Annotated in this window: 23 protein-coding genes; 15 read left to right on the top strand and 8 right to left on the bottom strand. The window is 70.6% G+C overall.

What is annotated here, in order from left to right; all coding sequences use genetic code 11:
- Positions 1 to 49: 49 nt before the first annotated feature.
- The 4 genes from ACYVDG_RS09005 to ACYVDG_RS09020 all read right to left on the bottom strand — a co-directional run bounded on the left by ACYVDG_RS09005 (position 50) and on the right by ACYVDG_RS09020 (position 5179).
- Positions 50 to 973: an aldose 1-epimerase family protein gene (locus tag ACYVDG_RS09005; RefSeq protein WP_460748131.1), complete on the bottom strand. Its 924-nt coding sequence runs from the start codon at positions 971 to 973 to the stop codon at positions 50 to 52.
- Positions 974 to 1034: 61 nt separating this feature from the next.
- The gene (locus tag ACYVDG_RS09010) at positions 1035 to 3770 is read right to left on the bottom strand and encodes a serine/threonine-protein kinase (RefSeq protein ID WP_460748134.1); all 2736 of its coding nucleotides are present in this window, start codon (positions 3768 to 3770) and stop codon (positions 1035 to 1037) included.
- Positions 3771 to 4026: 256 nt separating this feature from the next.
- Entirely contained in the window at positions 4027 to 4284 is a 258-nt protein-coding gene (locus ACYVDG_RS09015) for a DUF2470 domain-containing protein (protein WP_460748284.1), read from the bottom strand.
- A gap of 352 nt (positions 4285 to 4636) precedes the next feature.
- The gene (locus tag ACYVDG_RS09020) at positions 4637 to 5179 is read right to left on the bottom strand and encodes a YceI family protein (RefSeq protein WP_460748137.1); all 543 of its coding nucleotides are present in this window, start codon (positions 5177 to 5179) and stop codon (positions 4637 to 4639) included.
- 182 nt (positions 5180 to 5361) lie between these two features.
- Between ACYVDG_RS09020 and ACYVDG_RS09025 the strand changes: the two genes are divergently transcribed.
- The 11 genes from ACYVDG_RS09025 (at position 5362) to ACYVDG_RS09075 (ending at position 15278) form a co-directional block, all read left to right on the top strand.
- Positions 5362 to 5814 carry a MarR family winged helix-turn-helix transcriptional regulator gene (locus ACYVDG_RS09025; RefSeq protein WP_460748140.1) on the top strand — a complete coding sequence of 151 codons (453 nt, stop codon included), beginning with the start codon at positions 5362 to 5364 and terminating at the stop codon, positions 5812 to 5814.
- A gap of 264 nt (positions 5815 to 6078) precedes the next feature.
- A complete protein-coding gene (locus ACYVDG_RS09030) occupies positions 6079 to 6786 on the top strand; it encodes an SseB family protein (protein ID WP_460748142.1) in 708 nt (235 codons plus the stop codon).
- Between the two features lie 85 nt (positions 6787 to 6871).
- On the top strand, positions 6872 to 7936 hold the full coding sequence (locus ACYVDG_RS09035) for a prepilin peptidase (protein ID WP_460748144.1): 1065 nt from the start codon (positions 6872 to 6874) through the stop codon (positions 7934 to 7936).
- Positions 7937 to 7981: 45 nt separating this feature from the next.
- Positions 7982 to 9163 carry a chorismate synthase gene (aroC, locus tag ACYVDG_RS09040; protein ID WP_460748146.1) on the top strand — a complete coding sequence of 394 codons (1182 nt, stop codon included), beginning with the start codon at positions 7982 to 7984 and terminating at the stop codon, positions 9161 to 9163.
- A 161-nt stretch (positions 9164 to 9324) separates the two neighbouring features.
- Entirely contained in the window at positions 9325 to 9840 is a 516-nt protein-coding gene (locus ACYVDG_RS09045; protein ID WP_460748287.1) for a shikimate kinase, read from the top strand.
- Positions 9840 to 10922, top strand: coding sequence for a 3-dehydroquinate synthase (gene aroB / locus ACYVDG_RS09050; RefSeq protein WP_460748149.1), 1083 nt, complete (start codon positions 9840 to 9842; stop codon positions 10920 to 10922). The genes ACYVDG_RS09045 and aroB overlap by 1 nt, the downstream gene beginning before the upstream one ends.
- Positions 10923 to 11344: 422 nt before the next feature.
- Positions 11345 to 11908: an elongation factor P gene (gene efp, locus ACYVDG_RS09055; RefSeq protein ID WP_460748152.1), complete on the top strand. Its 564-nt coding sequence runs from the start codon at positions 11345 to 11347 to the stop codon at positions 11906 to 11908.
- Positions 11908 to 12321 carry a transcription antitermination factor NusB gene (gene nusB / locus ACYVDG_RS09060; RefSeq protein ID WP_460748157.1) on the top strand — a complete coding sequence of 138 codons (414 nt, stop codon included), beginning with the start codon at positions 11908 to 11910 and terminating at the stop codon, positions 12319 to 12321. Before efp ends, nusB begins: the two co-directional genes overlap by 1 nt.
- A 71-nt stretch (positions 12322 to 12392) precedes the next feature.
- Positions 12393 to 13190, top strand: coding sequence for a methyltransferase domain-containing protein (locus tag ACYVDG_RS09065; RefSeq protein ID WP_460748161.1), 798 nt, complete (start codon positions 12393 to 12395; stop codon positions 13188 to 13190).
- A gap of 117 nt (positions 13191 to 13307) precedes the next feature.
- Positions 13308 to 14594 carry a DNA polymerase IV gene (gene dinB, locus ACYVDG_RS09070; RefSeq protein WP_460748164.1) on the top strand — a complete coding sequence of 429 codons (1287 nt, stop codon included), beginning with the start codon at positions 13308 to 13310 and terminating at the stop codon, positions 14592 to 14594.
- Positions 14595 to 14837: 243 nt separating this feature from the next.
- The gene (locus tag ACYVDG_RS09075; protein WP_460748167.1) at positions 14838 to 15278 is read left to right on the top strand and encodes a DUF3040 domain-containing protein; all 441 of its coding nucleotides are present in this window, start codon (positions 14838 to 14840) and stop codon (positions 15276 to 15278) included.
- Between the two features lie 272 nt (positions 15279 to 15550).
- Here ACYVDG_RS09075 and ACYVDG_RS09080 read toward each other — a convergent pair whose 3' ends face one another.
- The 3 genes from ACYVDG_RS09080 to ACYVDG_RS09090 are packed head-to-tail and all read right to left on the bottom strand — an operon-like array spanning position 15551 to position 20177.
- Complete coding sequence (locus ACYVDG_RS09080; RefSeq protein WP_460748289.1) at positions 15551 to 17881, bottom strand: transglutaminase family protein; 2331 nt, start codon at positions 17879 to 17881, stop codon at positions 15551 to 15553.
- Positions 17882 to 17889: 8 nt separating this feature from the next.
- Positions 17890 to 19149 (bottom strand): DUF58 domain-containing protein, encoded by a 1260-nt coding sequence (locus ACYVDG_RS09085; RefSeq protein ID WP_460748169.1) that lies wholly within the window; start codon positions 19147 to 19149, stop codon positions 17890 to 17892.
- A 35-nt stretch (positions 19150 to 19184) separates the two neighbouring features.
- Entirely contained in the window at positions 19185 to 20177 is a 993-nt protein-coding gene (locus ACYVDG_RS09090; RefSeq protein ID WP_460748173.1) for an AAA family ATPase, read from the bottom strand.
- A gap of 485 nt (positions 20178 to 20662) precedes the next feature.
- Between ACYVDG_RS09090 and mraZ the strand changes: the two genes are divergently transcribed.
- From mraZ to ACYVDG_RS09110, 4 genes are all read left to right on the top strand, one after another.
- Positions 20663 to 21094 (top strand): division/cell wall cluster transcriptional repressor MraZ, encoded by a 432-nt coding sequence (mraZ, locus tag ACYVDG_RS09095; RefSeq protein WP_460748175.1) that lies wholly within the window; start codon positions 20663 to 20665, stop codon positions 21092 to 21094.
- Between the two features lie 264 nt (positions 21095 to 21358).
- Complete coding sequence (gene rsmH, locus ACYVDG_RS09100) at positions 21359 to 22396, top strand: 16S rRNA (cytosine(1402)-N(4))-methyltransferase RsmH (RefSeq protein ID WP_460748291.1); 1038 nt, start codon at positions 21359 to 21361, stop codon at positions 22394 to 22396.
- Between the two features lie 9 nt (positions 22397 to 22405).
- Entirely contained in the window at positions 22406 to 22852 is a 447-nt protein-coding gene (locus tag ACYVDG_RS09105) for a hypothetical protein (RefSeq protein ID WP_460748177.1), read from the top strand.
- A complete protein-coding gene (locus tag ACYVDG_RS09110; protein ID WP_460748181.1) occupies positions 22849 to 24849 on the top strand; it encodes a peptidoglycan D,D-transpeptidase FtsI family protein in 2001 nt (666 codons plus the stop codon). Before ACYVDG_RS09105 ends, ACYVDG_RS09110 begins: the two co-directional genes overlap by 4 nt.
- Positions 24850 to 24879: 30 nt before the next feature.
- Here ACYVDG_RS09110 and mmuM read toward each other — a convergent pair whose 3' ends face one another.
- Positions 24880 to 25776, bottom strand: coding sequence for a homocysteine S-methyltransferase (gene mmuM, locus ACYVDG_RS09115; RefSeq protein ID WP_460748184.1), 897 nt, complete (start codon positions 25774 to 25776; stop codon positions 24880 to 24882).
- Between the last annotated feature and the right edge of the window lie 187 nt (positions 25777 to 25963).

The following is a 25963-nucleotide window of genomic DNA, read 5'->3' on the forward strand; positions in this document are numbered from 1 at the left end:
GACCCACTATGACACCCGTCACCGACAAGGGGGTGCGAGCCGACGCCGTTCAGCCCGTCTTCTCGGCGAGGATTCCGAAGCTTCGTTCGACCTCTTCCCCGGGGGTCAGGATGATCAGGTCCGTGCCGCTGTTGAGCGCGTCGGGCGGGCAGGTCATCGGTTCGACGGCCAGGTTGGCGCGGTAGTGATCGCCGCCCAGGGTGTCCGAACTGAAGAGCTGGAGCCATCCGAAGCCGGCCCCGGACCACAGGGACACCCGGTGCTCGGGGCCGCTGAGGCGGACCCAGGCGCGGCCTTCGGTGTCGCGTTCGAGGTCGGTGAAGGCGGTGTCCAGCACCGTGGTGCCCAGATCACGGCCGGGTGCCCGAAGGTCGAACTCGGTGTCGGCGACCGGCTTCGGGTCGCCCGAGGGCAGCAGGGCGGCATCGGTGGGCTGTTGGCTGCCGATGGCGGCCTCCACCCTGACCGCGCTCTGCTCGGCCAGCTCCCGCAGCGGCGTGCCCAGGGTGAGGTAGGGGTGGAACCCCAACCCGAACGGGGCCGCTGCGGATCCGGTGTTGCGTGCCGCAGTGCTGACGGTCAGGCCCTGCCCGGCCAACCGGTAGGTGACGGTCAGCTCCAGCGGGAACGGGTACCCCGGCGTCCCCGGGAAGGCCAGGCGCAGGGTCACGGCCTCCTCGGACTCCTCCAGGGGTGACCACTCCAGCTCGTGGACGAGTCCGTGGATGGCCGTACCGGTGGGCGGGTCGTTCACGTCCAGCCGGTACTCGGTGCCGTGGAAGTCGTACTTGCCGGCGGCGACCCGGTTCGGCCAGGGGGCCAGCAGCTGCCCCTGGAACGCCAGGGGACCGTCCTCGCGGGTGTAGGGCCAGACCAGGTCGCGGCCGCCCCAGGTGAGAGCTTGCAGCCCTGCCCCGGTCCGGTCGATACGCGCCCGGTACTCTCCGGCGCGCAGTTCGAACACCTCGCCCACCTGTTCACCCTCTCCCGTCGTGGTCCGGCACACCGCCGGACCGGGAGATCATAGCGCGTGGTCAGCCGAGCAGACCGTCCAGGGGGATGAGCACACCAGACCCCAACGCCAACAGGCCCGTGGAGAGCAGCACCACGACCATCAGCAGCGAACCCACCACCGCCAGCCGGAAGGCACCCAAGCGCCGCCGCGCCTTGGCGGTGGGCTTCGCGGCGACACGGCCCATCACCACCAGCAGCACCGCCAGCAGCACCGGGAACCACCAGAACGCACCGATGCCGCCCGGCAGCAGGCCGGTCAGCGAGGCCGCCCCGTCGGCCACCGGGTTGGCGCTGAAGTCCAACAGGCCCGGGTAGGCCTCAGCGACGAACTCGCTCTCCGGGAAGAACCCCTCCTCGGGGCGGAGCGCTCGGCCCAGACCGTCGACCAGGCCCAAGAGGGCGGCCGGGTAGGCGAAGCGTCGGCACTTTCCCGCCTTCATCGCCCGCTGGATCTGGCCCATGGTCTTCTCGACCCTGCGGGACGCCCGCTCCTGCTTGCGCCGCTCCTTGGCGGTCGTCGGCTCCTCCGGCCGGGTCGGGTCCTCCGGCAGCGCCGGATTCTCGGGTCGCGTGGTCACGGCTTCCGCGCGGCGCTGCTTGGCCGTGGCCACCTTCTCCTGCGTGCTCTCCCAGCGCTCGCGCGCCGAACCGGCCAGGGAGGCCCACCGGTCCTGGCGGCGGGCCTTTCCGTCGGCACGCTCGCGTTCGGCGATCGCGCTCCCGATCCGGTCCGCCTCGGGCAGCAGTAGCAGAGCGGTGAGCATCGCGCCGCGGCTGGCCAACTGGTCGCCGCCGTCACGGAGGGCGGATTTGCGCTGCTCCAACCACCAGGGCGCGTTCGGGGCGGCGCTGCGCTGGCTGGGGTGCCAGGACTGGCGGCGCAGCAGCGACCGGTGCTGGGAAGCGGTCTCGGGCACCAGGACGAGCTCCACGGCCCGCGCCCAGGTGGAGTCGATCTCGTGGGCCGCGGGGCGCCGGGGCGCGTCGGGGCCCGCCCCCACTGCCAGGTCGACGGCCTCATGCACCCGCTTCATCAGGAGCGGGACCTCGTGCTGCACCCGCTCCAGCAGCGCGCACCGTCCGGACCCTCCCGACCGGCATGCGGGGTGCGGGCACCAGTGCTGGGCGCCCAAGCCCACCACACCCGACTCCACGGCCTCACGCACCACCGCGTGACGGCTCGATTCGCCGGTGGCCAGGGCCAACAGGCCGTCGGCGCTGACCTCGTGCCCTCGGAAACGCGGCGGCATGCCCGGCACGTAGCGGGCGGCCAGGGCGCTGATCGCCACGTGGGCGAGGTCGGGCCGGGCGTCCAGACCGGTGAGGTAGGCGCGGTCGAAGGTGTAGTCGTTGACCTCGCGGTCCAACCAGGTGCGCAGCTCCGACCAGTGGCTGCGCAGCCACATCGTGCCGGTTTCGGACCGGTCCAGCAGGTCGAAGGCGAGGCTGGGCGGGTCCTCGTGGGAGGTCCCGGCGAAGTTGATCGGGCGCAGGCGGCGGGCGGTACGGATCTGAGGGCGCTCACCGGCCAGCCAGGCAGCGACCTCGGTGTGGCCCCACCGGGCCGAGGGCGCCAGCGTGAGGAGGCCACGGGCCAGGAGCCGCCAGCGCTCGTCGGTGATCGCTGAGATGTCCACCTCGGTGTTGCGGGCGGTCAGCCAGTTGCCGCCGCGCTCGGGACGGCGGCCGGAGACCAGCTCGTGCACCATCACGCCCAGCGACCACCACGAAGCGGGGGCCTCGCGGCGGCCCTCGATGACCTCGGGGGCAGCGTAGTCCTCGGTGATGGCCTGGCCGCCATAGACGCGGCTCATCGTGGCGCGCACGGCGCCGCCGAAGTCGGTGAGCGCCACCACCGGCGGATCCAGGGAGCGGACCAGCAGGTTCTCGGGCTTGACGTCGGTGTGGTTGTGCTGGAGCTCGGACTGCCAGTGGTCCAGGCAGTCCGCCACGGCACGGACCACGGCCTTGGCCTGCTCGTCGTCCAGGGGAGCCTGGTTGATGACCGCCCGCAGGGTGCCCAGCGAAAAGTACTCCTGGGCTTCCCAGGCCAAGTCCTCGCCCCAGGCGCTCGCGGCGGACCCGTAGCCCTGGATGGCGGGGGTGTGCGGGGAGGCGGTGCCCCGGGCACGCAGGCGGTCCAGGAGCTCGCGGTTGATGTCGTGGCCGGGCCGGTACACCTTGAGGGCGAGCTTGCGTCCGGGGGAGTCGGTGGGTTCGGCCAGGTAGACGACGGCTTCACCGCCCGCGCCGATGCGATCCAGGACCTGGTAGCGGCGGCGGAGGTCGGCGGGCACGGCGTAGTCGAGGTCACCGGCGGGGCCGACGACCACGCGCGAGACCACGCGGGCCATCCAGTCGAGGAGCGGGCCGAAGAGCACGCGCCACCACGGCGTGCGGCCGCCCTGAGAGCCGCCGGTGCCGGACTGGCGCGCGGGTCGGTCCCGGCCCAGGGGTGCGGCGGGCGTAGCGGGGGAGGCGGGCTGTTGGACCTTGGTGCCGTCGGTGGCGGAGTCACCGGGCAGGACGGTAGTGCGGTCGGTGCCAGGGAGAACGGTGGTGCGGTCAGCGCCGGGGGGAACGACGCGCGTGGGCCCGTCGTCGGGTTGCTGCTCCGGTGGTCGGGCCGATCCCGGCCGGAACACACGCGTGACCCAGCGTGTGGCGCCCACCGCCGGGTTCTTGCGGGTGGTGGGCGGGGTGGGATCGATCCTTCGGGTTGGTGCGTTCTCGTCACCGGGGTCGGGCGTGACCATCGAGGCCGGAGCCATCCTTCGGATAGGCGGGTCGGTTGCGGGCGTCCGGGGGGAGGAAGGGTCGGACCCCTCCAGATTAGGTCTTCCGCAAGCCCGGTGGAGTGGTGGTGCCACCTCTTTCAGCGCGGGCGACCGCATGCCCCCGGTCACTTGTGGGACGCGGTCCGGGCCGTCTTAGTTCCGCGGTTTGTGACCCGGCGTCATCGAACGGGTGCAGTCCCGGTCGGTGCGGGGCCGGTGCGGGTTTCGAGGGAGGTCAGTGCTGTTGGCGCGGGGGAAGGCCGAGCTTGTCGCAGGCCTCCTTGTACATGCGGACGACTTCGAGGCGGATCTGGGCGCGCTCGGTGAGCGGCTCGCCCCAGGGGATGCGCACGCTGCGCTCGGTGCCGTCCACGGTGACCGCGTAGTCGCCGCCCTCGCCGTCGAGGCCGGTCATCCGGGCGGCGGTGGCGTCGGGCTGGCCGCCCAACGCCCGGCAGATGACCAGCGTGTCCTGGGGGTGGTCGCCGTTCATGTGCTCGGTGACGGCGGTGACGACCTCGGGGGCGAACGGGTTGGTGGGCACGGTGGGACTCCTGGGTGGTCTGCGGTGCACGCTTCGGACGCATGAAACGGGGGAGGGCCGGATCGGCCCTCCCCCAATGACGATAACCGAGGCCGCGCCGAGTTTCTGACGGGGTGTCGTCAAAACTCGGGGCCGTGGCCGCTCCCCCGTGCGGTCACATTCGGGCACCGTCTTCCGAGGTCCTCCCCAGTTCCTCGGAGTGTCCCGGCCGGACGGCGGCAGTAATGCCGGGTCGGGACGTCTTTCGCGCCTGCTCTCGCTGTCCTGCCGGGCCGCGCTTGGGCCCGGGTGGGAGCAGGCCTCAGGCCTCGCGGGTGAACTCCGCGTCGATCTCGATGCTGATCCGGTCGCCCACGACCACGCCGCCGCCGTCCATCGGCATCTCGATGTCCACGCCGAACTCCTTGCGGCTGATGGTGGTCGAGGCGGCGAAGCCGGCGCGGTCCAGGCCCCAGGGGTCGACGGTGGAGCCGTTGAACTCCAGGGAGAGCTCGACCGGGTGGGTGTTCTTCTTGATGGTCAGGTCGCCCGTGAGGACGAAGTCCTCTCCCTTGGCCTCGATGCCGGTGGAGCGGAAGGTGAACTCGGGGAACTGGTCGGTCGAGAAGAAGTCCGCGGACCGGATGTGGTTGTCGCGGTCGCTGTTGTCCGTGTTGATGGAGCTGGCGTCGATGGTGGCTTCGACGGAGGCCTTGGAGGGGTCCTCGGGAACGGTCAGCGTGGCGTCGAACTTCTCGAAACGGCCCCGAACCTTGCTCACCATCATGTGGCGGACGGAGAAGCCGACGATGCTGTGGGCGCCGTCAATCTTCCAGGTGCCGGGCTTGAGTTCCTGAGCGGCCATGTCTCTCTCCCTGTGTGTCGGTGACCCGTGGTTTCGGATCAACTCTCTACCTAGTAACAAAGTACCTTGGAAGTATCTTCCTAGGAAGGAGTCTAGGTGTTCGGGTCCGGGGAAGCAAGCACCCACGGCCAGTGCCGCGTCAGTCGGGGTTTGCCCGGCTGACGCGGCACTAGAATCGGGCCATGGAGAAGGCCTGGCTGGAGCCCGTGGAGCAGGATGTCTGGCGCGGTTACCTGCGTACGAACACCTGGATCTACGACGAACTCGAACGCGACCTGCGCGCCCGCAACGGACTGTCGCTCATCGAGTACGGCATCCTCGCCCACCTCTCCGAGGCGCCTGAGTGCCGGATGCGCATGCGCGAGCTCGCCGACGCGGTCATCGTCTCCAGGAGCCGCCTGTCCCACCAGATCGCCCGGCTCGAACGCAACGGCCACGTGCGCAGGGAGGAGTGCGCCGACGACCGGCGCGGCCTGTGGGCCGTCCTCACCGACAAGGGCGCGGTGCTCCTCGAGCAGGCGGCGCCCGACCATGCCGCGCAGGTGCGTTCCCTGGTGTTCGACCGCCTCAGCGCGGAGCAGCTCACCCAGCTGCGGGGGATCATCGAGGCGCTGGAGGGGCCCGACCTGAAGTAGCCGCCCTGGAAGGGCGCCCGCAAACGGTCGGAAGACCGGCGCCGGTTCGGAGGCCGCGGCCGGTTCGGGCCATTCGGTCTCCTTCTTGCCCAAACCGCTGGCCCCTGCGGCACCCGCCTGTGAAGCTGGAGTCCGGAGCACGGCGCACCTCGAACGCGCACCCAGGGGAGCGGACGCCGACCACGCGCGGTCGGGGAAGGGGAGTGGGACATGGTTCTGTCGGCGAAGCGGAAAAGGCGGGCCGCCCAGGTAGAGTCGGGGCCCGTGAGCAGACCATCCATCATCGGCGCCCAGAACTTCCGTGACGACGACGGCAGCGCCGATCCGGAAGTCGAGGCGCGCCTGCGGGACCACGCGGCGGGCAAGATCGGCGATCGCCAGGTCCTGGCCGCTCTCAGCGAGTCCCGTGTCCTCATCCCGGTGGTCTCCGTCGCCACCGAGACCGAGGAGGGCGCGGGCGGGCTCACTAAGGACAAGAACAGCGAAGTGGCCATCCCCATCATGACCGGCAAGGACGGTCGGCGGGGCGTGCTCGCCTTCACCTCGGTGGACGCGGTCCGGCGCTGGCGCTCGGACGCCCGCCCCGTGCCCTTCACCACACAGGACGCCTGCCAGGCCACGCTCGAGGAGAACGCGGACGCCCTGGTCATCGACGTGTCCGGCCCGGTGCCGCACACCATCCAGGGCCGTTTTCTGACGATGCTCGCCGAACAGGGCACCGTGCCCGAGCCCAAGGACGATCCCCAGGTCCTGGCGCTCATCTACCGCGTGACCCACGCCGAGTTCGGGATCGAGCGCGTGCGTATCCACCCCTCGGAGCGCGGCGACATCGGGATCCGCCTCGAGTTGGACGAACGCGACGACGAGTCGCTGCGCCGTGTGGCCGAGCGGCTCGGCACCGAACTCCAGCACGTGCTACCCGGCGGGGTCGAGCTCAGCGCCGTCGTGCGGGCCCAGCGCGACGACAAGTGACCTCTCCCCGCCGCTTGCTGCCCGGGTTGTCCACAGGGGCCGCCGAACCCTGTCGCGGAGCGCTCCCAACAGGTAACTTCCGAACATGCCCACCCCCTTGGCGCTCTCACTGACCCCGTTGCTGCCGTGGGCGGTCCTCGCGGCCGCCGCCCTCGGTGTGCTCGGGGTGGTGGTCGGCCGTGGCGCCGGGCGCCTCGTGCGCCTCTTCGGCCCAGCTTGCCCGCCAGCCGTGACGAGTGCCGCCCCGGTGCCGCACCGAACCGCGGAGGGGCGGGCCGCCCCAGGTCGGGAGAGCTCCACAGGAATCCCCGAGGAGAGGGAAGGCGCGCCCGGCGCACCAGCGGAACCCCCACCCGGCGACCAGCCCTCGGACACCGCCCCCTCCGCCGACCTGCCCTCCCACCCCGCCGACCCGGGCCCCGCACCCGATGAGCTCGAAGAGGACGACGACGGTCCGCCGCCGCCGTGCTGCCCGCACTGCCGCGCCGAACTCGTCTTCGTGCGAGCCCTGCCGTACGTGGCCGCCCGCCCCTTCCGCCAGCGCGGTGCCTGTCCCCACTGCGAACAGCTCGTGCGCCCCCACCCCGCGGTCGTCGTCAGCACCGCCCTGCTGTTCGCGGCGGTCGGCGCCCTCCTCCCATGGCACCTGCTCGACTGGTCGGTGTTCGGTCTGCTGGCCGTGCTCTGGTTCGTCGCGCTCGGCACGTCCCTGGCCGTTATCGACCTCAGGGTCATGCGCCTGCCCGACGTCATCGTGGCCCCGGCCTACCCCGTCGCCGCCCTCCTCCTGGCCGCGGCGGTCCTCCTCCCGCCCTCCGGGCCCGACCTCGAGCGCGGCGCCAAGGCCCTGGTCGGCATGGCGCTCATCACGGTTCTCTACTGGTCTCTGTGGCGGATCCGACCAGGCGGGCTCGGCTTCGGCGACGTCAAGCTCTCCGGGCTCACCGGCCTCTACGCGGGCTGGGCCGCCGGGCCGGTCGGTGCCCTCGTGGCGGCCTTCTGGGCTTTCGCGGCCTTCTCCCTGCTGGGACTGGCGCTCATGGCCCTGCGCCGGATCACCCGGGCCGAACCCCTCCCCTTGGGACCCTTCATGCTCGCCGCCACTTTCCTCACCCTCCTCGCCGGCCAGCCCTTGGCGCCCCAACCCTGATCCCGGTGGCCTCCCCAGCACACGATCCGTGGGAGGATCGTGCACATGTTGCGTTGGCTGACCGCTGGGGAGTCCCACGGACCTGCACTCGTCGCGATTCTGGAGGGCCTTCCGGCCGGTGTGTCCGTCACCTCTGACGACATCGCCGCCGCACTGCTCCGCCGCCGCGCCGGGTACGGTCGGGGCGCCCGGATGAAGTTCGAGAAGGACCAGGTCTCCGTCATCGGAGGCATCCGGCACGGCATCACCCAGGGTGGTCCGGTCGCGATCGAGATCGGAAACACCGAGTGGCCCAAATGGGAGAAGGTGATGTCGCCCGACCCGGTTCCCGCCGAGGAACTGGACGGGATGGCGCGCAACGCGCCGCTCACCCGGCCCCGCCCCGGCCACGCCGACCTGGTCGGTATGCAGAAGTACGGGCACGAGGAGTCCCGCCCGATCCTGGAGCGCGCCAGCGCCCGTGAGACCGCGGCACGCGTCGCCGTCGGCGAGGTCGCCCGGCAGTTCTGCCGCCAGGCGCTCGGCATCGAGATCCTCAGCCACGTGGTCTCCATGGGTCCCGTCGCCGTTCCCGAGAACGCCCCCGAACCGCGTCCCGAGGACCTCGCCGCGGTCGACGAGGACCCGCTTCGCTGCTTCGACGCCGAGACCAGCGCGCGCATGGTCGAGGAGGTCGACGACACCAAGAAGTCCGGGGACACCTTGGGCGGCGTCGTCGAGGTGCTCGCCTACAACCTGCCGCCGGGTCTGGGCAGCCACGTGCACTGGGACCGCCGCCTGGACTCCCGCCTGGCCGGAGCCCTCATGGGCATCCAGGCCATCAAGGGTGTCGAGGTCGGCGACGGTTTCCGCACGGCTGCCCGCCGCGGCTCCGCGGCCCACGACGAGATCGAGCCCGGTACCGACGGCGTGCGCCGCCGCACCAACCGCGCCGGCGGTGTCGAGGGCGGCATGTCCACTGGCGATCCGTTGCGCGTGCGCGCCGCGATGAAGCCCATCGCCACGGTGCCCAAGGCGCTGGACACCGTCGACACCGAGACCGGTGAGCCCACCAAGGCCCACCACCAGCGCAGCGACGTCACCGCGGTCCCCGCCTCCGGCGTGGTGGCGGAGGCCATGGTCGCGCTCGTCATCGCCGAGGCCGCCATCGAGAAGTTCGGTGGCGACTCGGTCCCCGAGACCGCCCGTAACCTCCAGGGCTACCTGGACTCGCTGGCGATCCGCTAGATCCCTTCGTCCCGGCCCGCCCTTCCCCCGGAGGGCGGGCCAGCGCTCTTGGAGGGTGCAGTTTCTGCTAGACAGGAGGGCACACGGCACAGATTCTCCTCCTCGCACTCGCGGGGAGCGGCACCCCCAGAGGTAGGCAGAGCGTGGCAAGAGCGATCGCGGTGCTCATCGGTTCGCCCGGATCGGGCAAGTCCACCGTCGGCGAGGCACTGGCCCGCCGCCTCGACGCGGACCTGTTGTGCACCGACACCGAGATCGAGAAGCGTGCGGGCAGGCACATCAGCGACATCTTCGTCCAGGACGGCGAGGAACGATTCCGCGCGCTGGAGCGCGAGGTCGTCGCGGAAGGGCTGCGCGCTTGGGACGGCGTCATCGCGGTCGGCGGCGGCGCCGTACTCAACGAGGACACCCGGAAGGATCTCTCCGAACACCACGTGGTCTACCTCCAGGTGGACTTCGGTGAGGCCGCCAAACGGGTGGGTATGGACGTCGCCCGCCCCCTGCTCTCCGGGAACCCCCGCACCCAGTTGCGCAAACTCCTCAACGAGCGGCTCCCCGTCTACGAGGGCCTGGCCTCGGTGACCGTGCCCACGACGGAATACCACCCCGAGGAGATCGTCGACACCATCGTGTCCTCCCTCCCCGAGGGCTCCCAGCCCACCGGAAAGGCGACGTAGTGACCGCGACCCGGATCGGTGTGGGGGGCCACACCGGACGCTACGACGTGGTGGTCGGCAGCGGCGTCCTCTCCGAACTTCCCTCCCTCGTCGGCGATGCCGCGCAGGTGGCCGTCATCCACCCCGAGGGCCTGGGCGAGATCGCCCGCCCCGTGGTCGGAGCACTGGAGGACGCCGGTTACCGTGTCCGGCCCATGCCCGTGCCCGACGGCGAGGCCGCCAAGTCCGCCGCCGTGGCCACGGACCTGTGGTCGCGACTGGGCGGCTTCAACTTCACCCGCAGCGACGCCGTGGTCGGCGTGGGCGGCGGTGCCGCCACCGACCTGGCCGGGTTCGTCGCCGCCACCTGGCTGCGCGGGGTGCGTTCGGTACTGGTGCCCACGACGCTGCTGGGCATGGTGGACGCCGCGGTCGGCGGCAAGACCGGCATCAACACTCCCGAGGGCAAGAACCTGGTCGGCGCCTTCCACCCGCCGTCCGGGGTGCTGTGCGACCTCGCCACCCTGCCGAGCCTGCCCCAGGCCGACTACATCGGCGGTCTGGCCGAGATCGTCAAGGCGGGCTTCATCGACGACCCCGTCATCTGCGACCTCATCGAGGACGACCCCGAAGGCGCCACCGTCCCTGAGGGCAAGCACACGCGCGAGCTCATCGAACGCGCCATCCGGGTCAAGGCCGACGTCGTCTCCGGCGACCTCAAGGAGAGCGGCCGCCGCGAGATCCTCAACTACGGCCACACCCTCGGGCACGCCATCGAACGCGCCGAGAACTACACTTTCCGGCACGGCTACGCCGTCTCCATCGGCATGGTCTTCGCGGCCGAGCTCGCCCGCCTGGACGGGCGGATCGACGACGCGCTGGTACGACGGCACCGTTCCATGCTCACCTCTGTGGGGCTGCCGGTCAGCTACGCCGCGGAGGCCTGGGCCGAACTGCGCACCACCATGGCCGTAGACAAGAAGGCCCGTGGCGCCACCCTGCGTTTCGTGGTCCTGGACGGCCTGGCCAAGCCCGCGATCCTCAGCGGGCCGACGCCTGAGCTGCTGGACGCCGCTTACCAGGCAGTCGTAGACGGTTCCTGAGTCCCAGGAACCCACTAGGGCATGCTCGGCGGGCACTTGCCCTGCTGCGCGTCGCCCCAGCGGCACTGTCACTGCGCATCTCTCAGTCGACAGCCAACCCCGGGCGGGCCCCCGCTGTGCGATGCTGGCGAGCTTGCGAGGCAGTGCACAGTAGGGGAACTCCTTCTTCGGCCTTGTGCCAGCACCGCCCACCCGTCGCCCGCCACCACCCTCAACGGACGCCTACGGCGCAGTACCCCCCCGCCGCTCGCGACGGGCAGCACCCACCGAACGTGCCCTAGACTGGTCAGAGGCGAGGAGTGCCCGGGCCCGGTGGACACAGACACCGGCCGCCATGGGGGCCGCGCCTCGCCCCATCGACCACCGACCGGACCGGCGAGTCCGGTCTCCGACGTGTCAGACCCCTGGGAGAGACGACCGAAGTGGCCTCGACGAACGACATCAAGAACGGCACGACCCTGCGGCTCGATCACGGCGTTCTCTGGAACGTCCTGGAGTTCCAGCACGTCAAGCCGGGCAAGGGCGGCGCGTTCGTCCGTACCAAGCTGAAGAACGTCCTTACAGGCAAGATCGTCGACAAGACCTTCAACGCCGGTGCCAAGGTCGAGTTCGCCAGCGTCGACCGCAGCGACATGGAGTACCTGTACCACGACGGGGACTCCTTCATCTTCATGGACAACCAGACCTTCGACCAGATCCCGGTCCCCGAGGCCGTGGTCGGCGACGCCAAGGGCTTCCTCCTGGAGAACACCAAGGTCACGGTGGCCACGTACGAGGGCAACCCGCTCTACATCGAGATGCCCGCAGCCGTCGAGCTGGAGATCACCGAGACCGATCCCGGCGTCCAGGGCGACCGCTCCACCGGCGGTACCAAGCCCGCCACCGTGCAGACCGGTGCCACCATCCAGGTGCCCCTGTTCGTCACCACCGGCGAGCGCGTCAAGGTCGACACCCGCACGGGCGACTACCTCGGGCGTGTCAACTGATGAGTGGCGCACGGCGCAAGGCCCGTCGGCGCGCGGTGGAGGTCCTCTACGAGTCCGAGGTGCGCGGCACCTCGGTGGAAGACGTCATCAAGCGTCGGCTGGCCCAGCCCGAACCGCCGATCAACGAGTTCACCGAGCGGCTCGCCCGCTCCGTCAACGAGCGGCGTGACCGGATCGACGAGCTCCTGGGCGACTACGCCATCGGGTGGACCCTCGAGCGCATGCCGGTCGTGGACCGCAACATCCTCCGGATGGGCGCCTACGAACTGCTGTGGGCCGAGGACATCCCCGACGGCGTAGCGATCGCCGAGGCGGTCGGTGTGGCCAAGGAGCTGTCCACCGACGAGTCGCCCAACTTCATCAGCGGACTTCTGTCACGCTTGATGGAGAACAAGTCGACGCTCTCGCTCTGAGTCCTCGCACCGAGGCCGGGTGGTCCCACCCCGAGCACGGCTCGGGTCACGAGATGATTGAGGGAACGCAGGTGACTGACAGGAGCGGCACGTCCGCGACCGCGACGGGCGGTTACGGGACGAGCGGTGTGACCGGACCCGCGCGGGCGGCCACCGCCGCGCGGACCGCGGTGGTGTGGGACGCGCTCTCGCAGCTACTGGCCCGCCTCTCCGACGGTGAGCCCGTGGAGATCGTCGACGCCGGCGGGGGCACCGGTGGCGCCGCCGTTCCGCTCGCCGAGCTCGGTCACCGCGTGACCGTCGTGGAGCCCAACCCGGACTCCCTGGCCGCTTTGGAGCGCCGTGCCGCCGAGAGCGGTGTCGTGGTGCGCGGTGTCCAGGGGGAGACCCAGGACCTGGCCTCGCTCTTCCCGGTCGGTAGCGCCGACCTGGTATTGGTGCACAACGTGCTCGAATACGTCGACGATCCGGCTTCCGCGCTGGCCGACGTCGCCGGTATCACCCGTCCCGGTGGCGCGGTCAGCCTGGTGGTCACCAACGCGGTCGCCGGGGCCCTGCACCGGGCCCTGGCCGGGCACATCACCGATGCGCAGCACTTGCTCTCCGACGCCGACGGCCGCTGGGGCGAGGCCGACCCCATGCCGCGGCGCTTCACCCGCCAGCAGCTCCTGGAGCTGATCGGCCAGTCCGGTCTGACTGGTGAGAGCGTTCGCGGGGTGCGGGTGTTCGCCGACGTCCTTCCCGGACACGCTTGGGAGGCCGATGCCCAGGCCGGACAGCACTTGGTGGAGTTGGAGAAGGCCGCCGCGGACCACCCCGAGCTCATTGGCATAGCCACCCAGCTGCACGCCATCGCGCTCAAGCCCTAGGCCCACCCTTCCCCCGGCCCTAGGTCCACCCTTCCCGGGTTCTGGGACCTCTTTTTGGCCGGTGCCGGACTCCGGGCCAGGGCCAGGGAAGTCGGGGGAAGGGCATAACCTGGCACTATGAGCCGACGTCAGCTGGAACGCGGTACCGCACTCCGGGGTATGGTCACCTCGGACGGCATCGCACCGCTGGGTACCGACTTTCCCGTGGACGGTTCCGGGCCGGACCACGACTGCCACATCCTGCACTTGGACATGGACGCGTTCTTCGCGAGCGTGGAGCAGCTGCGCAACCCCGAGGCACGCGACCGTCCCGTCATCGTGGGCGGCCTCGGTCCACGCAGTGTGGTCTCCTCCGCCGACTACGTCGCCCGTCGCCACGGTGTGCACTCGGCGATGCCCATGGCGCAGGCGATGCGCCTGTGCCCGGACGCCCTGGTCTATCCGCCGGACGGGGCCGCCTACCGCCGGGCCTCCGAGGCGGTTATGGAAATCTTGCGTTCGGTGACGCCCCTGGTCCAGCCGCTGTCGCTGGACGAGGCCTTCTTGGACGTGTCCGGTGCCCGGCGCCGTCTCGGCGGCCCCGCGCGCATCGCCGCGATGATCCGCGAACGGGTTCGGCGGGAACAGCGGCTCACCTGCTCCGTGGGGGTCGCGGCCACCCGCTTCGTCGCCAAACTCGGTTCCACCCACTGCAAGCCCGACGGACTGCTGCTCGTGCCTACGGAGACGGTCCACGGCTTCCTGGACCCGCTCCCCATCGGCGCGCTTCCCGGGGTCGGGGAGAAGACCGAACGCTCGCTCGTCCGGCTGGGCTTGCGCACCGTCGGCGCCCTGGGTCGGGCCGACACCGACCTGCTGCGGATGGAACTCGGTGAGAAGGCCGGTACGCGCCTGGCAGCGCTGGCCCGGGGCGAGGACCCCAGCCCGGTCGTTCCCGAGACCCCGGACAAGAGTGTGGGCGCGGAGGAGACCTTCGCCGTGGACGTGGACGACCCCGACAAGATCGACCGCGAGCTGCTGCGCCTGGCGGAAAAGGTGGGGTACCGGATGCGTGCCTCGGGACAGGTGGGGCGCACGGTGAGCATCAAGCTCCGCAAGGCCGACTTCTCCACCATCACCCGGGCCAAGACCCTCTCCGAGGCCACCGACGTCGCTCGGGACATCAGTTCCGTTGCACGTGCCCTCTACACCGCTTCGGGCCTGCGGGGCTCGGCCCTGCGCCTGGTGGGGGTTCGTGTGGAGGGTGTGGTCCCGACGGAACAGGCGCACCACCAGTTGGCGTTAGGGGAGGAGGACACGGGTTGGCGGGACGTTGAGCGGGTTATGGACCGGGTGAAAGCTCGTTTCGGTCCAGGCGCGATACAGTCGGCCGTATTGGCCAAGCGTGACGAAAACGACGTATGATGCGGCAACTTCCGGGGCCCTCTGAGCGTTGTACAGAGTAGGACCGGAGTCAGGGTGAGAGAGAGGCATGGAAGCCGGTGTTTCCGATACAGGGCGAGGGTATCGTGACCGTAGTGGGTCAGGTATACACGCAGCTTTTCTTTCCACTAGGCGCTAGTGCACCGTATTCTGGGCATACCACTGACCAAGAGATTGTTCATCAGTACCCGTCACCCCAACCGGGGACTGCAGTAGGGAGGCGCCGTGCCGCTCTCTGAACACGAGCAGCGCATGCTCGACCAGATCGAGCGGGCGCTGTATGCCGAGGACCCGAAGTTCGCGAACACAGTTCGGCAGACGAACCCCGCGGTCCATTACAAGCGCTGGATCATCAAGGCCGGAGTCGGCTTCGTACTCGGCATGGGAATGCTGCTCCTGGGTCTGCTGCTGAGCAACCCGGACGCGTCCCTGGCGCTTCCGGTGACCATCAGTGTCCTCGGATTCGTCCTCATGCTCACCTGCTTCCTGTGGGGCGCCAACGCCTGGCGCAAGGCCGCGGGCGGCGGGGCAGAGGCGGCGATGGCCGCCGAGGCCGAGGAGGCCGAGGCCAAACAGAAGCGCAAGGAGAAGGGCGGAAAACGCCCTGGGATGATGAACCGCTTCGAGGAGCGCTGGCGCCGCCGCCAGCAGGGCGAGGAACAGTAGCTCCGCCCACCCCGGCTCCGGACGGCCAGCGCCTTGAGCGTTCGTGTGTTCTGTGACGGCGGGGCCCGCACACCGACGGTGTGCGGGCCCCGCCGTTTTCCTGTGCCCGCAAGGTACGTCCGCCACGGTGCCTGACCGCCTCCTCCCGCCCGGTCGGCGGCCCGTGAATTCCGTCACTGGGCGCCGACCGGGCGGGGGCACGTCCAGTCAGGGAACCGCCGGGTATTCGGGCACGGAACCGCGGGGAGCCGGCCGCTACCCGCGGACTCTGCCTAGGGAAGGGCGGGGGCGGCCTCGTTCGCGACCCGCGGCCGGTTCCACGGCGCCAGGGAACGCGGCAGCAGGAGCGCCCGCCAGCGGGCACCGTCCGCGGTTACCGAGGCCAGCCCGGTCCGGGCCGTCGCCAGATCGTCCGCCAGGCGTCCGTCGTGCTCGGGTGCGGGCGCGTACCGGGCCGATTCCTCGGCCAGTGCCAGCCGCCACAGGGCCTCCCGGGCCTCTTCCGGTAGGGCGCCCCCGTCGCGCCGCAGGGCACTCAGCCGCTCGGCGGTCGCCCGCGGGCTCTCGGTGAGCACCCATTCCACACCCAGGTCGACGCAGTTGTCCCGGAGTTCCCGCCAGGCGGTGTGCGCGCCCGCGGCTCCACCCGCGGTCAACGCGGGGTTCCGGGACCAGCGGACCAGGGCACGGGCCAGGGTCGGCAGGGCCAGCAACAGCAGCGCGCCGAGTACGCCGCCCAACACCGGCAGCCACGGCAGGACGGCGGCCGCGCCGGTCTCGTCCTCGGTACTTCCGGCAGCCGCGTCGCCCGACTCTTCCTCCGGGGACTCGCTCTCCTCGGGTGTGGGGCTGGCCTCGTCTTCGGGGGACTCGGTCGGCTCGGGTGAGGTCGGCGCCTGGGGTTCGGGCTCGTGCGGGGTGTCGGTTGTGGGGCTGGTGGAGCTGTAGTCGGGCACCGAAGCCGACCCCTGCCCGTCGGCCGAGGAGGGCGTGGGCTCGAAGCGCACCCATCCGGACCCCTCGAAGTAGAGCTCGGGCCAGGCGTGGGCGTCGCCGACCGATACCGCCCAGCGGTCGTCGCCCACGTTCTCACCGGCGGTGTAGCCCACGGCGACCCGTGCGGGGATGTCAGCCTGGCGGGCCATGACCGTCATCGCCCCGGCGTACTGCTCGCAGTAGCCGACCCGGTCGTCGAACAGGAAGTGCGTCAGCGGGTCGGTGCCGGAGGGGACGGGGGGAGGGTCGAGGTCGTAGGTGAAGGAGCCGTCGGTGAAGAAGTCCTGGATGGCGGTCGCGCTCTCGTACGGCGACTCGGCGCCCTCCGTCACGGCGTCCGTGAGTTCCTGGACCCTCTCGTCCAGGTCTCCGGGCAGGTCCTGGTGGTCGTCGTTCAGGGACCTGGGCGGACCGGCGGTGTCGAGGGTCTCGGAATCGGGCTGGTGCTCCGCGGACTCCACGGCGAAGTTGAACCCGGTCTGGGGCGTACCGGTGGTGAAGACCATCAGCGTCTCGGGGTCCACGTACCAGTCACCGGAGATGTCCACTGAGCGGGCCGGGTAGGGGATCGGTAGGAAGTCCATGCGGGGCGAGTCGGCGTCCAGCGACACCCGCGTGGTGACCGCGTCCTCGGCCTCCTCGGTCCATCCCGGGGGCAGCGGGAAGTCGTTGTCGATACCGGAGTCGCGGCCGGTGTACACGGGGGTCATCGTCCAGTTCTCGCCGTCGAACTCGTCGAGGACGAAGGTGCGCAGGTAGTCCGGGTCCTCGGCATCGGTCCGGTAGGTCAGCACGGTCCGGTCGGAGGAGGCGGCCAGGTCGCGGCGGAGTGACACCAGCGGGTGCTGGGTGGTCACCGTGTCGCCCGTACCGAGCTGGCTGCCGTCGGCCATCGCGTAGAAGGCGTCGGTGCGCAGCGAAGGCACCATCAGGGGGATCGACAGGGCCAGCACGATCGCCGTCGACGCGGCGGTGACCACGATGCCGAGCCGGGTGGCACCTGACGCGAAGCGCCCCGCGGGGCCCTGTCCGTCCGGTACCCGGGCGCCCCACTCGCGGCTCCGGACCCACATGTCAGCGGCCAGCAGCGCCAGGAAGCCCGCGGCGCAGACCCCGGCCTGTACCCAGGTCAGGCCCGTGCCGTCCACGGTAAGCGGGACCAGGATCAGCGCCAGCAGCAGCCCGCCGACCATCCCCGGGCAACGGGCCGTCACTGCCAGGAAGTCCGAGGTCATCGCGAACACCACGAAGACCAACGTGATGATCATCTGCAGCCCATGGGAGGGCGTAACCGGGGGAGCACTGGTGTCGATGCTGTGCACCCCCTGCTGGAACAGTTCCCAGGCCAGTTCGAACGTGGCGGGGGTGGGCACGATGCCCAGGAATCCCGTCCCTGGGGCGAACAGCGGTGTGAACAGCAGAGCGGCGGAGAGCAGCTGCAGGAAGGGGACGGGCAGGGGGTTCCAGCCCCCCACGCGGTACAGGGCGGACACGGCGGCGACCGCAGTCATGAGGAGGGCGGCCGGGACCCACCAGTCCCCGCCGCGGACCAGGCCGCCCAGCAGGGGCAGCGCCGCCAGCATCGCGACGAGCGCGGCCAGGGGCATCAGTGCTCTCAACGCGAACCCTCCCGGGTGAAGCGGTGCCCCGCATGGACCGGGCCGCCCTCACCTTGGGGGGAGATCGCCCGGTGCCACAGCGGGGGCAGTTCGGTGGGGTCGGCCACGGTCACCACACGCCAACCGTTGGCGGTCAGCAGCTCGGCGATGCGCTGTGCGGACCCCGGCTCCGGCCAGCCGGCCCGAGAACACAGGACCGCCACGTGCGTCCCGGTCCCGCGCACCCGGGAGAGCGCAGCGGCGTCCTCCGCCGATACTGCGCCGAGAACCGCCACCACCAGGCTCGCCGAAGCCCCGCGTGCCCCTTCCAGGGCGCTGATGCCGCCCATCAGGTTGGTGGCCTTGGAGGGTTCGGCGGTGGCGAGCCCGTCCAGGACCCCGGACGCGTTCTCGGTGTGCAGGTGTCCGCGCTCGGTGTGGAAGCGCAGTTCGTGTCCGCTGTCGAGGATGTTCACCGCGATCGAGGCGGCCACGCTCACCCCGGTCTCCAGCGAACTCCAAGTGCCCACACCCGTGTGCGCGGTCTCGCGGGTGTCCAGCAGCAGAGTGCTGTGCTCGCGCCAGTGCTGTTCGTCCCGCCGCACCATCAGTTCGCCGTGCTTGGCGGTGGACCGCCAGTGCACCCGCCGCAGTTCGTCGCCGTACCGGTACTCGCGGGGGATGGGGTCCTGTTCCCCGGCACCGGTGACCGCGCGGCGCGGGGCGTTCTCCCCCTGTGAACCGCCGGCCGCTCCGAGGGTGGCCAACCGGACGACGGGCGGGGTCACGAGCAGCGGCGTGGGTGCACCGACCAGGCGGGTCACCCGCACACAGCCGAGCGGGTCCACCACGCTCACCCGCAGCGGGCCCACCGGGTAGCGGCCCCGGACCGCGGGGCGTACGAGGTAGGTGACGTCCCGGACGGCGCGCGGTGCCAGATGGCCCACGGTGTAGCGCGGCTCGTAGCCGAGCCGGACGGGAAGCGTGTCCTCGACGCGCACCCAGGCGACCGGCCAGGTGGGGGAGGTGTTGCCGATCCGGACCAGCACCCGGGTGTCCGTCCCGGCCGGAACCCGCGCCGGCCGCAGGGCACGGCTGTGTGCCACGCGCCCGGTCGCACCGAACACGGTCAGGGCCGAGAGCGGCGGCACCAGGACGAGGAGGAGTCCCACACCGACCAGCTCTCTCTGGCCGACGACGAAACCGCACACGAGGGCGACCGCTCCGAAGAACAGCATGAGGCCGCCGCGGGCGGTGAGGGTTCGCTTCGGGCGCATGGGCCCTCTCTCGGGGGTCGTGTGGACGCTCCGGGTCAGCGGGGTCCGGGAACGGGAAGTCGGGCGACCAGCTTGGCCACGATCTGCTCGGCGCTGAGCCGCTCCATCTGGGCTTCGGGACCGGGGAGCAGCCGGTGGGCGAGCACGGGAACGGCCAGGGCCTGTACGTCGTCGGGGACGACGTAGTGGCGCCCCTCCAGGGCGGCGTGAGCGCGTGCGGCCCGCACCAGGTGCAGGGTGGCGCGGGGCGAGGCGCCCAGTTTGAGTTCGGGTGCGGTCCGGGTGGAGTTCACCAGGTCGACGACGTAGCGGCGCATGCCCGGTGCCATGTGGATGCCGTGGACGCGCCCCACCAGGTCGCGGATCTCGGCGGCGTTGGTGACGGGGGCCAGAGCGTCCAGGGGCGACTGGGTGGTGTGGCTGTCGATCATGTCGAGTTCGGCCTGGGGCGAGGGGTAACCGACCGAGACACGGGCCATGAACCGGTCCCGCTGCGCCTCCGGCAGGGCGTAGGTGCCCTCCATGTCGGCAGGGTTCTGGGTCGCGACGACCATGAACGGGCGTTCCAGTGCGCGGGTCTGCCCGTCCGCGCTGACTTGGCGCTCCTCCATGCACTCCAAGAGGGCCGACTGGGTCTTGGGTGAGGCGCGGTTGATCTCGTCGCCGAGCACGATGTTGGCGAACACCGGTCCGGGGTTGAACTCGAACTCGTTGCGGTCCTGGTGGTAGACGCTGACCCCGGTGATGTCGCTGGGTAGCAGGTCCGGGGTGAACTGGACGCGCTGTACGGAGCAGTCCACGGCCCGGCCCAGGGCTTTGGCCAGCATGGTCTTTCCCACACCGGGGACGTCCTCGATCAGGAGGTGCCCCTCCGCGAGCAGAACGGTGAGTGAGATGCGCAGTACGTCGGGCTTGCCCTCGATGACCGTTTCGATCGCGCCGCGGACGCGCTCGGCGACGGAGACCACGGCGCCGATGTCCTCCCGAACGCCGCCCCCGTGACCGTCGTGCTGTGTGCCGAGTGACACGAGTCCCCTCCCGCTCAAGTCATGCCCCGGTGTATCGATCCGAGGCTAGGGCCAATCAGACCGATTGCAAACCAAAGTGCTGGAATCGGCGGACGAATGGGCTTCCCGCTACGCAAGTGGCTAAAAGGAAGCTAGACATTCTTCCGATCATTCGTGGAGGCGCCCTCCTCGAGGGTGGGACGGATGTGGATAACCCGCCAAAGCCCTCGTTCCATGGGGTTGCCTCTACCCCACTGGGTTCCGCGCGTATCAGGCACGTCCGGCGCAGTGTTCGCGCAGGTCGTCGGTGCGTGATGGACGGGTGGTGTGCCACGCGCACGGGCTTTGAGCTGCCCCACCTCTGCTCCACCGTCCTGACCTGCGGATTTGTCGATTCTTGGGTTGGTGAATGCGGATTGAAGCTGTTGACGGTGGGGAGGAGTGGAGTAAGGTGGAGCACCGTGGAGAGGGTGAATTCTCCACTTAGGGGGTGAGGGGGTGAGCGTGTGTTCCTCGGCACCCACACGCCCCGCCTCGACCAGAAGGGACGGCTGTTCCTTCCCGCGAAGTACCGCGACGAACTGTCGGGGGGTTTGGTGATCACGAAAGGCCAGGAGCGCTGCCTCTACGTCTTTCCGACGGCCGAGTTCAGTCGCGTCACCGAAGCCCTGAGCTCTGCACCGGTCACCGCCAAGGCGGTCCGCGACTTCAGCCGCGTCCTGTTCGCCAGCGCGTCCGACGAGTCCTGCGACAAGCAGGGCAGGGTCACGGTTCCGCCGCACCTGCGCCAATACGCGGGCCTGGACCGCGATTGCGTGGTCATCGGCGCCAACACACGCCTGGAGATCTGGGACGCCGCCGCGTGGTCCGAATACGAGGCCGAACAGGAGCAGGTGTTCTCGCAACTCTCAGAGGAGGTGCTGCCCGGGGTGCTCTGAGCGGGGCGGCCTCCGCCCGCGCGAGGGTACTGAGTCCATGCAATACCGGGACCGGCAGCGGTCTCCGGAGACGGTCACACGAGCTGGCGCGACTTCCCCGGTGCCAGGTCGTGAGCGTACGCCCGCCGAAAGGTGGACAATAGCGCCCGTGTCCGGAGGCCTGCCGGTATCCCGGTCGGCCACGCGAAAGGACACCGTGGGGCGTGCCCAGTGCGTTCCACGGACTCAGGGGGAGACCGCGAGAGCGTGGAGGAACGGCACCGCATGGGGGACCAACGGCAGCACGAGCAGTCCGACGGGGACGACTCGCCCGACCAGAGCCAGAACGAACAGAGCCAGGCCGACACGGCCCCCCGTCACGTACCGGTCATGCTCGACCGGATCGTGGAGCTGCTCGCCCCGGCACTCAGCCACCCCGGGGCAGTGCTCATCGACGGCACGCTCGGCCTGGGCGGACACTCCGAGGCGCTGCTCAAGGCCTGCCCGAGCATGCGCCTGGTCGGAGTGGACCGCGACACCACCGCCTTGGAGCGCAGTGCCAAGCGCCTGGCCCCCTACGCCGACCGCACGCACTTCGTGCACGCCCTCTACTCCGACATCCCCCGCGCCCTCGACGAGGCCGGGGTAAAGGAGGCCGACGCGATCCTGCTCGACCTCGGCGTCTCCTCGCCACAGCTGGACGAGGCCGACCGCGGTTTCGCCTACGCGCACGACGCGCCACTGGATATGCGCATGGACCGCACCCAAGCGCTCAGCGCGGCCGAGGTCGTCAACGACTACTCCGTCGCCGAACTCACCAGGGTCCTCGGCAAGTACGGGGAGGAGAAGTTCGCCTCACGTGTGGCCAAGGCGATCGACCGCCGCCGCGCGAAGGGGCGCATCGACTCCACCCGCGAACTGGCCGAACTGGTCCGCGACGCCATTCCCGCGGCCACCCGGCGCACCGGTGGCCACCCCGCCAAGCGCACCTTCCAGGGCCTGCGCATCGAGGTCAACGCCGAACTCGCCATCCTCCAGGAGACGCTGCCGACGGCCCTCTCGCGGCTCGGCGTCGGCGGCCGCATCGCCGTGCTCTCCTACCACTCACTCGAAGACCGGATCACTAAGAAGTCCCTCGTGGCCCTGGCGAAGGACACCACGCCCGCTGACCTTCCGGTCCCCCTCCCGGACCGCCAACCGGAACTCCGGCTCCTCACCAGGGGCTCGGAACTCCCCACGGACGAAGAGAACGAACGCAACCCGCGCGCGCAGTCGGCACGCCTCAGGGCGGCCGAACGGGTGCGCTGGCCGTCGCGGCAGTAGGGAGAGCTGATGGGTACGAAGACGGAGACGCGCCGCACCACGAAGGGGCGGAGTACGACCACAAGTCGCACGGGCACCAAGGCGCGTCCAGCAGCGCCCAAACGGTCCACCCGCCCAGCGGCGACGACGCGCACCACCCGCCCCGGCGGCACCGGTCCTGCGCCGAAGATCCCCTTCGTCCTGCTCATCCTGTGCCTGCTCGGCGGTGCTCTGGTGGCGCTCTTGGTCCTGCGCAGCGTAGTGGCGCAGGAGGCCTACGCCATCACCAGTCTCCAGTCCGAGAACCGTGAGCTGTCCTACGTGGAGCAGCAGCTGGAGCGCAACGTGTCCCAGTTGGAGACCTCGGAGCGCATCGCTGAGGAGGCTGAGGAGATGGGCATGGAACAGGGCGAGGCCCCGCGCTTCCTCGACCTGGACAACGGTGAGATCACCGGGGACACAGGGAGCAGTGAGTGAGCAACCCCCGGGACCGACGCCCCCGCGACCCCCGCAGACCCGGAGCGTCCGGCCGTTCCGGGTCCCGGCCGAGCAAGCGCCCGGAACGCGAGCCGCGGCGCCCTGCCGGAGGCGCGCGCGGCCGCTCCGCCGGCACCCGCTCCTCCGGTAGTGCCCAGGGACGTCCGGCACGCGAGGTACGGCGGGGCGGTGAACGGCCCAGGCGCAAGAGCCCGGCCCCGCCGCCTCCGCCCCCGATGCTGCGCCGTACCTTCCGTGCGGGCAACCCGCGCAAGCGGATCAAGATCGGCGGGATCATCATCGTCGTGATCATGGTGCTCTTCGCCGGGCGGCTGACCCAGATCCAGGGCATCGAGGCCGAAACCTACGCGGAGGCCGCGGCCGACCTGCGGATGCAGACCATCGACATCCCCACTCTGCGCGGCCAGATCACCGACGCCGACGGCAACCCCTTCGCCCTGTCGACGGAGGTCCGTACCGTCTTCGTGGACCCCGCGGAGGTCGAGGAGGAGGAGCGTGACGAACTCGTGGACGAGCTCGTCACCCGTTTCGACCTGGACGAGGACGAGGTCGCGGCCCAGGTCGACGCCGCGCCCAGCCGCTACCAGGTGGTGGCCACCCAGGTCGCGCCGTCCGACTGGCAGGAGTTGCAGGACCTTGGCCTGTCCGGGGTGGGCGCCGACGTCGACTACGAGCGCGTCTACCCCGAGGACACCGGAGCCGCCGACCTGGTGGGCTTCGTGGGTGCGGAGGGCCACGGCCTCGAGGGCCTGGAGGGGTACTTGGACGAGACCCTCGCGGGTGAGGCGGGCAAGCGCCAGGTCGAGGTCGGCAGCGACGGAACCCAGATCCCCATGGCCGGCGGTCTGGTGCGCGAACCCGAGCCGGGCCAGGACGTGCGCCTGACTCTGGACCGCGACCTCCAGTGGTACGCCCAGCAGGCGCTAGCCGAACGGGTGGAGGAGCTGGAGGCCGAGGGCGGCAGTGCCATCGTCACCAACCGGGACCACGAGATCCTCGCGATGGCGGACTACCCGTCGTACTCGCAGAACGACATCTCAGAGACCGGACCCGAGGAGTGGTCCAACGGTGCGGTGGCCGAGACCTTCGAACCCGGCAGTACGAACAAGGTGATCACCGCCGCGGCCGCGCTGGAGGAGGGCGAGACCACGCCGGACACCGTCTACACGGTGCCCTACGCCCTCCAGTACTACGACCAGACCTTCCGCAACGCCAGCAACGACGGGACCCAGAGGCTCACCACCAACGGCATCATGGCCCAGTCCAGCAACGTCGGCACGATCAAGATCGCCGACCAGGTGCAGGCCGGTGTGCTGCACTCCTACATGGAGGACTTCGGGCTCGGGCAGCCGTCCGGCCTGGCACTGCCGGGGGAGGAGGCCGGTGTGCTCACGGACCCCGACGACTGGTGGGGGACCCAGCTGCCGTCGGTGTCCATCGGCCACGGCCTCTCCGTGAACGCCACCCAGATGGCATCGGTCTACGCCACCATCGCCAACGACGGCGTCCGGGTCCAGCCCCAGCTCGTGGCCGGGACGGTCGACAGCGACGGGGAGTTCAACCCCGCCGAAGAGGCCGAACGGACCCGCGTGATCAGCGAGGAGACGGCAGAGGACCTGTCCCTGATGCTGGAGGCCGTCACCAGCGACGAAGGCACCGCCCCGCAGGCCCGGATCGACGGTTACCGGGTCGCGGGCAAGACCGGTACCGCCAACCGGATCAACCCGGAGACGGGCGGCTACGACGACGGCGGGTACACGGCGACCTTCGCCGGTTTCGCTCCGGCCGACGACCCGGAACTGGTGGTCCAGGTGGTCCTGCACAATCCGCAGGACACCTACTACGGCGGTGAGGCGGCCGGCCCGGTGTTCAACGACATCATGTCCTTCGCCCTCAAGACCATGCAGGTCCCGCCGTCGGACTCCGACGCCCCGGCCATCCGCCTGTTCGAGGACGAGGAGGAGGACGCCGGCTAGGGCCGTTCCGACGGCTGGTCCGGAGCGGGCTCAGCGCGGTACCGAGTCGACACCGGCGCGGACGGCGCGCACGTGTTCGGGGCCGGTGCGGCAGCAGCCGCCCACGAACACCGCGCCGTCCGCGCACCACGCGGTGGCCGCCGACCCGAACCCCTCCGGGTCTCCGCTGCCGGTCCAGCGCCCGTTCCGGGCGTCCCAGAGCTCACCTGAATTGGGGTAGGCGATCGAGGGCAGCCCCGCAGCCGCCACCTCCCGCAGGAGCGGGGGCACGTTCCGGGGCGGCACGCAGTTCACCCCCACCGCGACCAGGAGCCCGCGGTCGTACAGCGGCGCAAGCTCCGCCGCCACGTCCCGCAGGGGTGTGCCGTCGCTGATCCTCTCTCCGTCGGAGCAGGAGAAGCTGAACCACGCCCGTGCCCCCGGGGTGTCCGACAGCAGCCGGGCCAGTGCCCGGGCCTCGCTCAGCGAAGGCAGGGTCTCGCAGGCCACCAGGTCCGCCCCGGCGTCCGTCAGGACCCGCCAGCGTTCCCGGTGCCAGGAGTACAGCTCGTCCTCATCCAGGCCATAGGCGCCGGTGTACTCGGAACCGTCCGCCAGGGCCGCGCCGTACGGGCCCACTCCGGCCGCCACCAGGCCGGAGCCGAACGCGTCCCGCTCCGCCCGCGCCAGCTCCACGGACCTGGCGATCAGGCCTCGGGCCTCACTCGAGGGGATGCCGTGCCCGCCGAACGCGCCCACGCTCGCCTGGTACCCGGCCGCGATCGCCACGTCCGCGCCCGCCTCGAAGTAGTCCCGGTGCACCCGCGCGATCAGTTCGGGCGCTTCGGCCAACAGCCGGGCCGACCACAGCCCGCCGCCGAGGTCGCACCCGTACGACTCCAACCGGGTGGCCAGGCCACCGTCGAGCACCAGCGGACGCCCACCCATCAAGAACCCTCCTCGGATACGGATGATCTTGCCTCTGCTCTCCAACCTCGGCGCTCGCGGGTGGAGCTGGGTCAAGATCATCGCGGGTGGAGAGGAGCGTAACCTGGTGGCAGGACCCGAAGGGCGAATGACCCGAGAACGCAGCGTGGAAATTACCGACAGGTCCTCCACACCCGTTAACCTCCAC

The sequence above is a fragment of the Nocardiopsis oceani genome, from assembly GCF_054777395.1.

Bases quoted from the DNA above. Each gene is read 5' to 3' on its own strand.
- ACYVDG_RS09010 (WP_460748134.1), bottom strand. From the start codon at position 3,770: ATGGTCACGCCCGACCCCGGTGACGAGAACGCACCAACCCGAAGGATC.
- ACYVDG_RS09015 (WP_460748284.1), bottom strand. From the start codon at position 4,284: ATGAACGGCGACCACCCCCAGGACACGCTGGTCATCTGCCGGGCGTTG.
- ACYVDG_RS09020 (WP_460748137.1), bottom strand. From the start codon at position 5,179: ATGGCCGCTCAGGAACTCAAGCCCGGCACCTGGAAGATTGACGGCGCC.
- ACYVDG_RS09025 (WP_460748140.1), top strand. From the start codon at position 5,362: ATGGAGAAGGCCTGGCTGGAGCCCGTGGAGCAGGATGTCTGGCGCGGT.
- ACYVDG_RS09035 (WP_460748144.1), top strand. From the start codon at position 6,872: ATGCCCACCCCCTTGGCGCTCTCACTGACCCCGTTGCTGCCGTGGGCG.
- aroC (WP_460748146.1), top strand. From the start codon at position 7,982: ATGTTGCGTTGGCTGACCGCTGGGGAGTCCCACGGACCTGCACTCGTC.
- nusB (WP_460748157.1), top strand. From the start codon at position 11,908: ATGAGTGGCGCACGGCGCAAGGCCCGTCGGCGCGCGGTGGAGGTCCTC.
- dinB (WP_460748164.1), top strand. From the start codon at position 13,308: ATGAGCCGACGTCAGCTGGAACGCGGTACCGCACTCCGGGGTATGGTC.
- ACYVDG_RS09080 (WP_460748289.1), bottom strand. From the start codon at position 17,881: ATGCCCCTGGCCGCGCTCGTCGCGATGCTGGCGGCGCTGCCCCTGCTG.
- ACYVDG_RS09085 (WP_460748169.1), bottom strand. From the start codon at position 19,149: ATGCGCCCGAAGCGAACCCTCACCGCCCGCGGCGGCCTCATGCTGTTC.
- rsmH (WP_460748291.1), top strand. From the start codon at position 21,359: ATGGGGGACCAACGGCAGCACGAGCAGTCCGACGGGGACGACTCGCCC.
- ACYVDG_RS09105 (WP_460748177.1), top strand. From the start codon at position 22,406: ATGGGTACGAAGACGGAGACGCGCCGCACCACGAAGGGGCGGAGTACG.
- mmuM (WP_460748184.1), bottom strand. From the start codon at position 25,776: ATGGGTGGGCGTCCGCTGGTGCTCGACGGTGGCCTGGCCACCCGGTTG.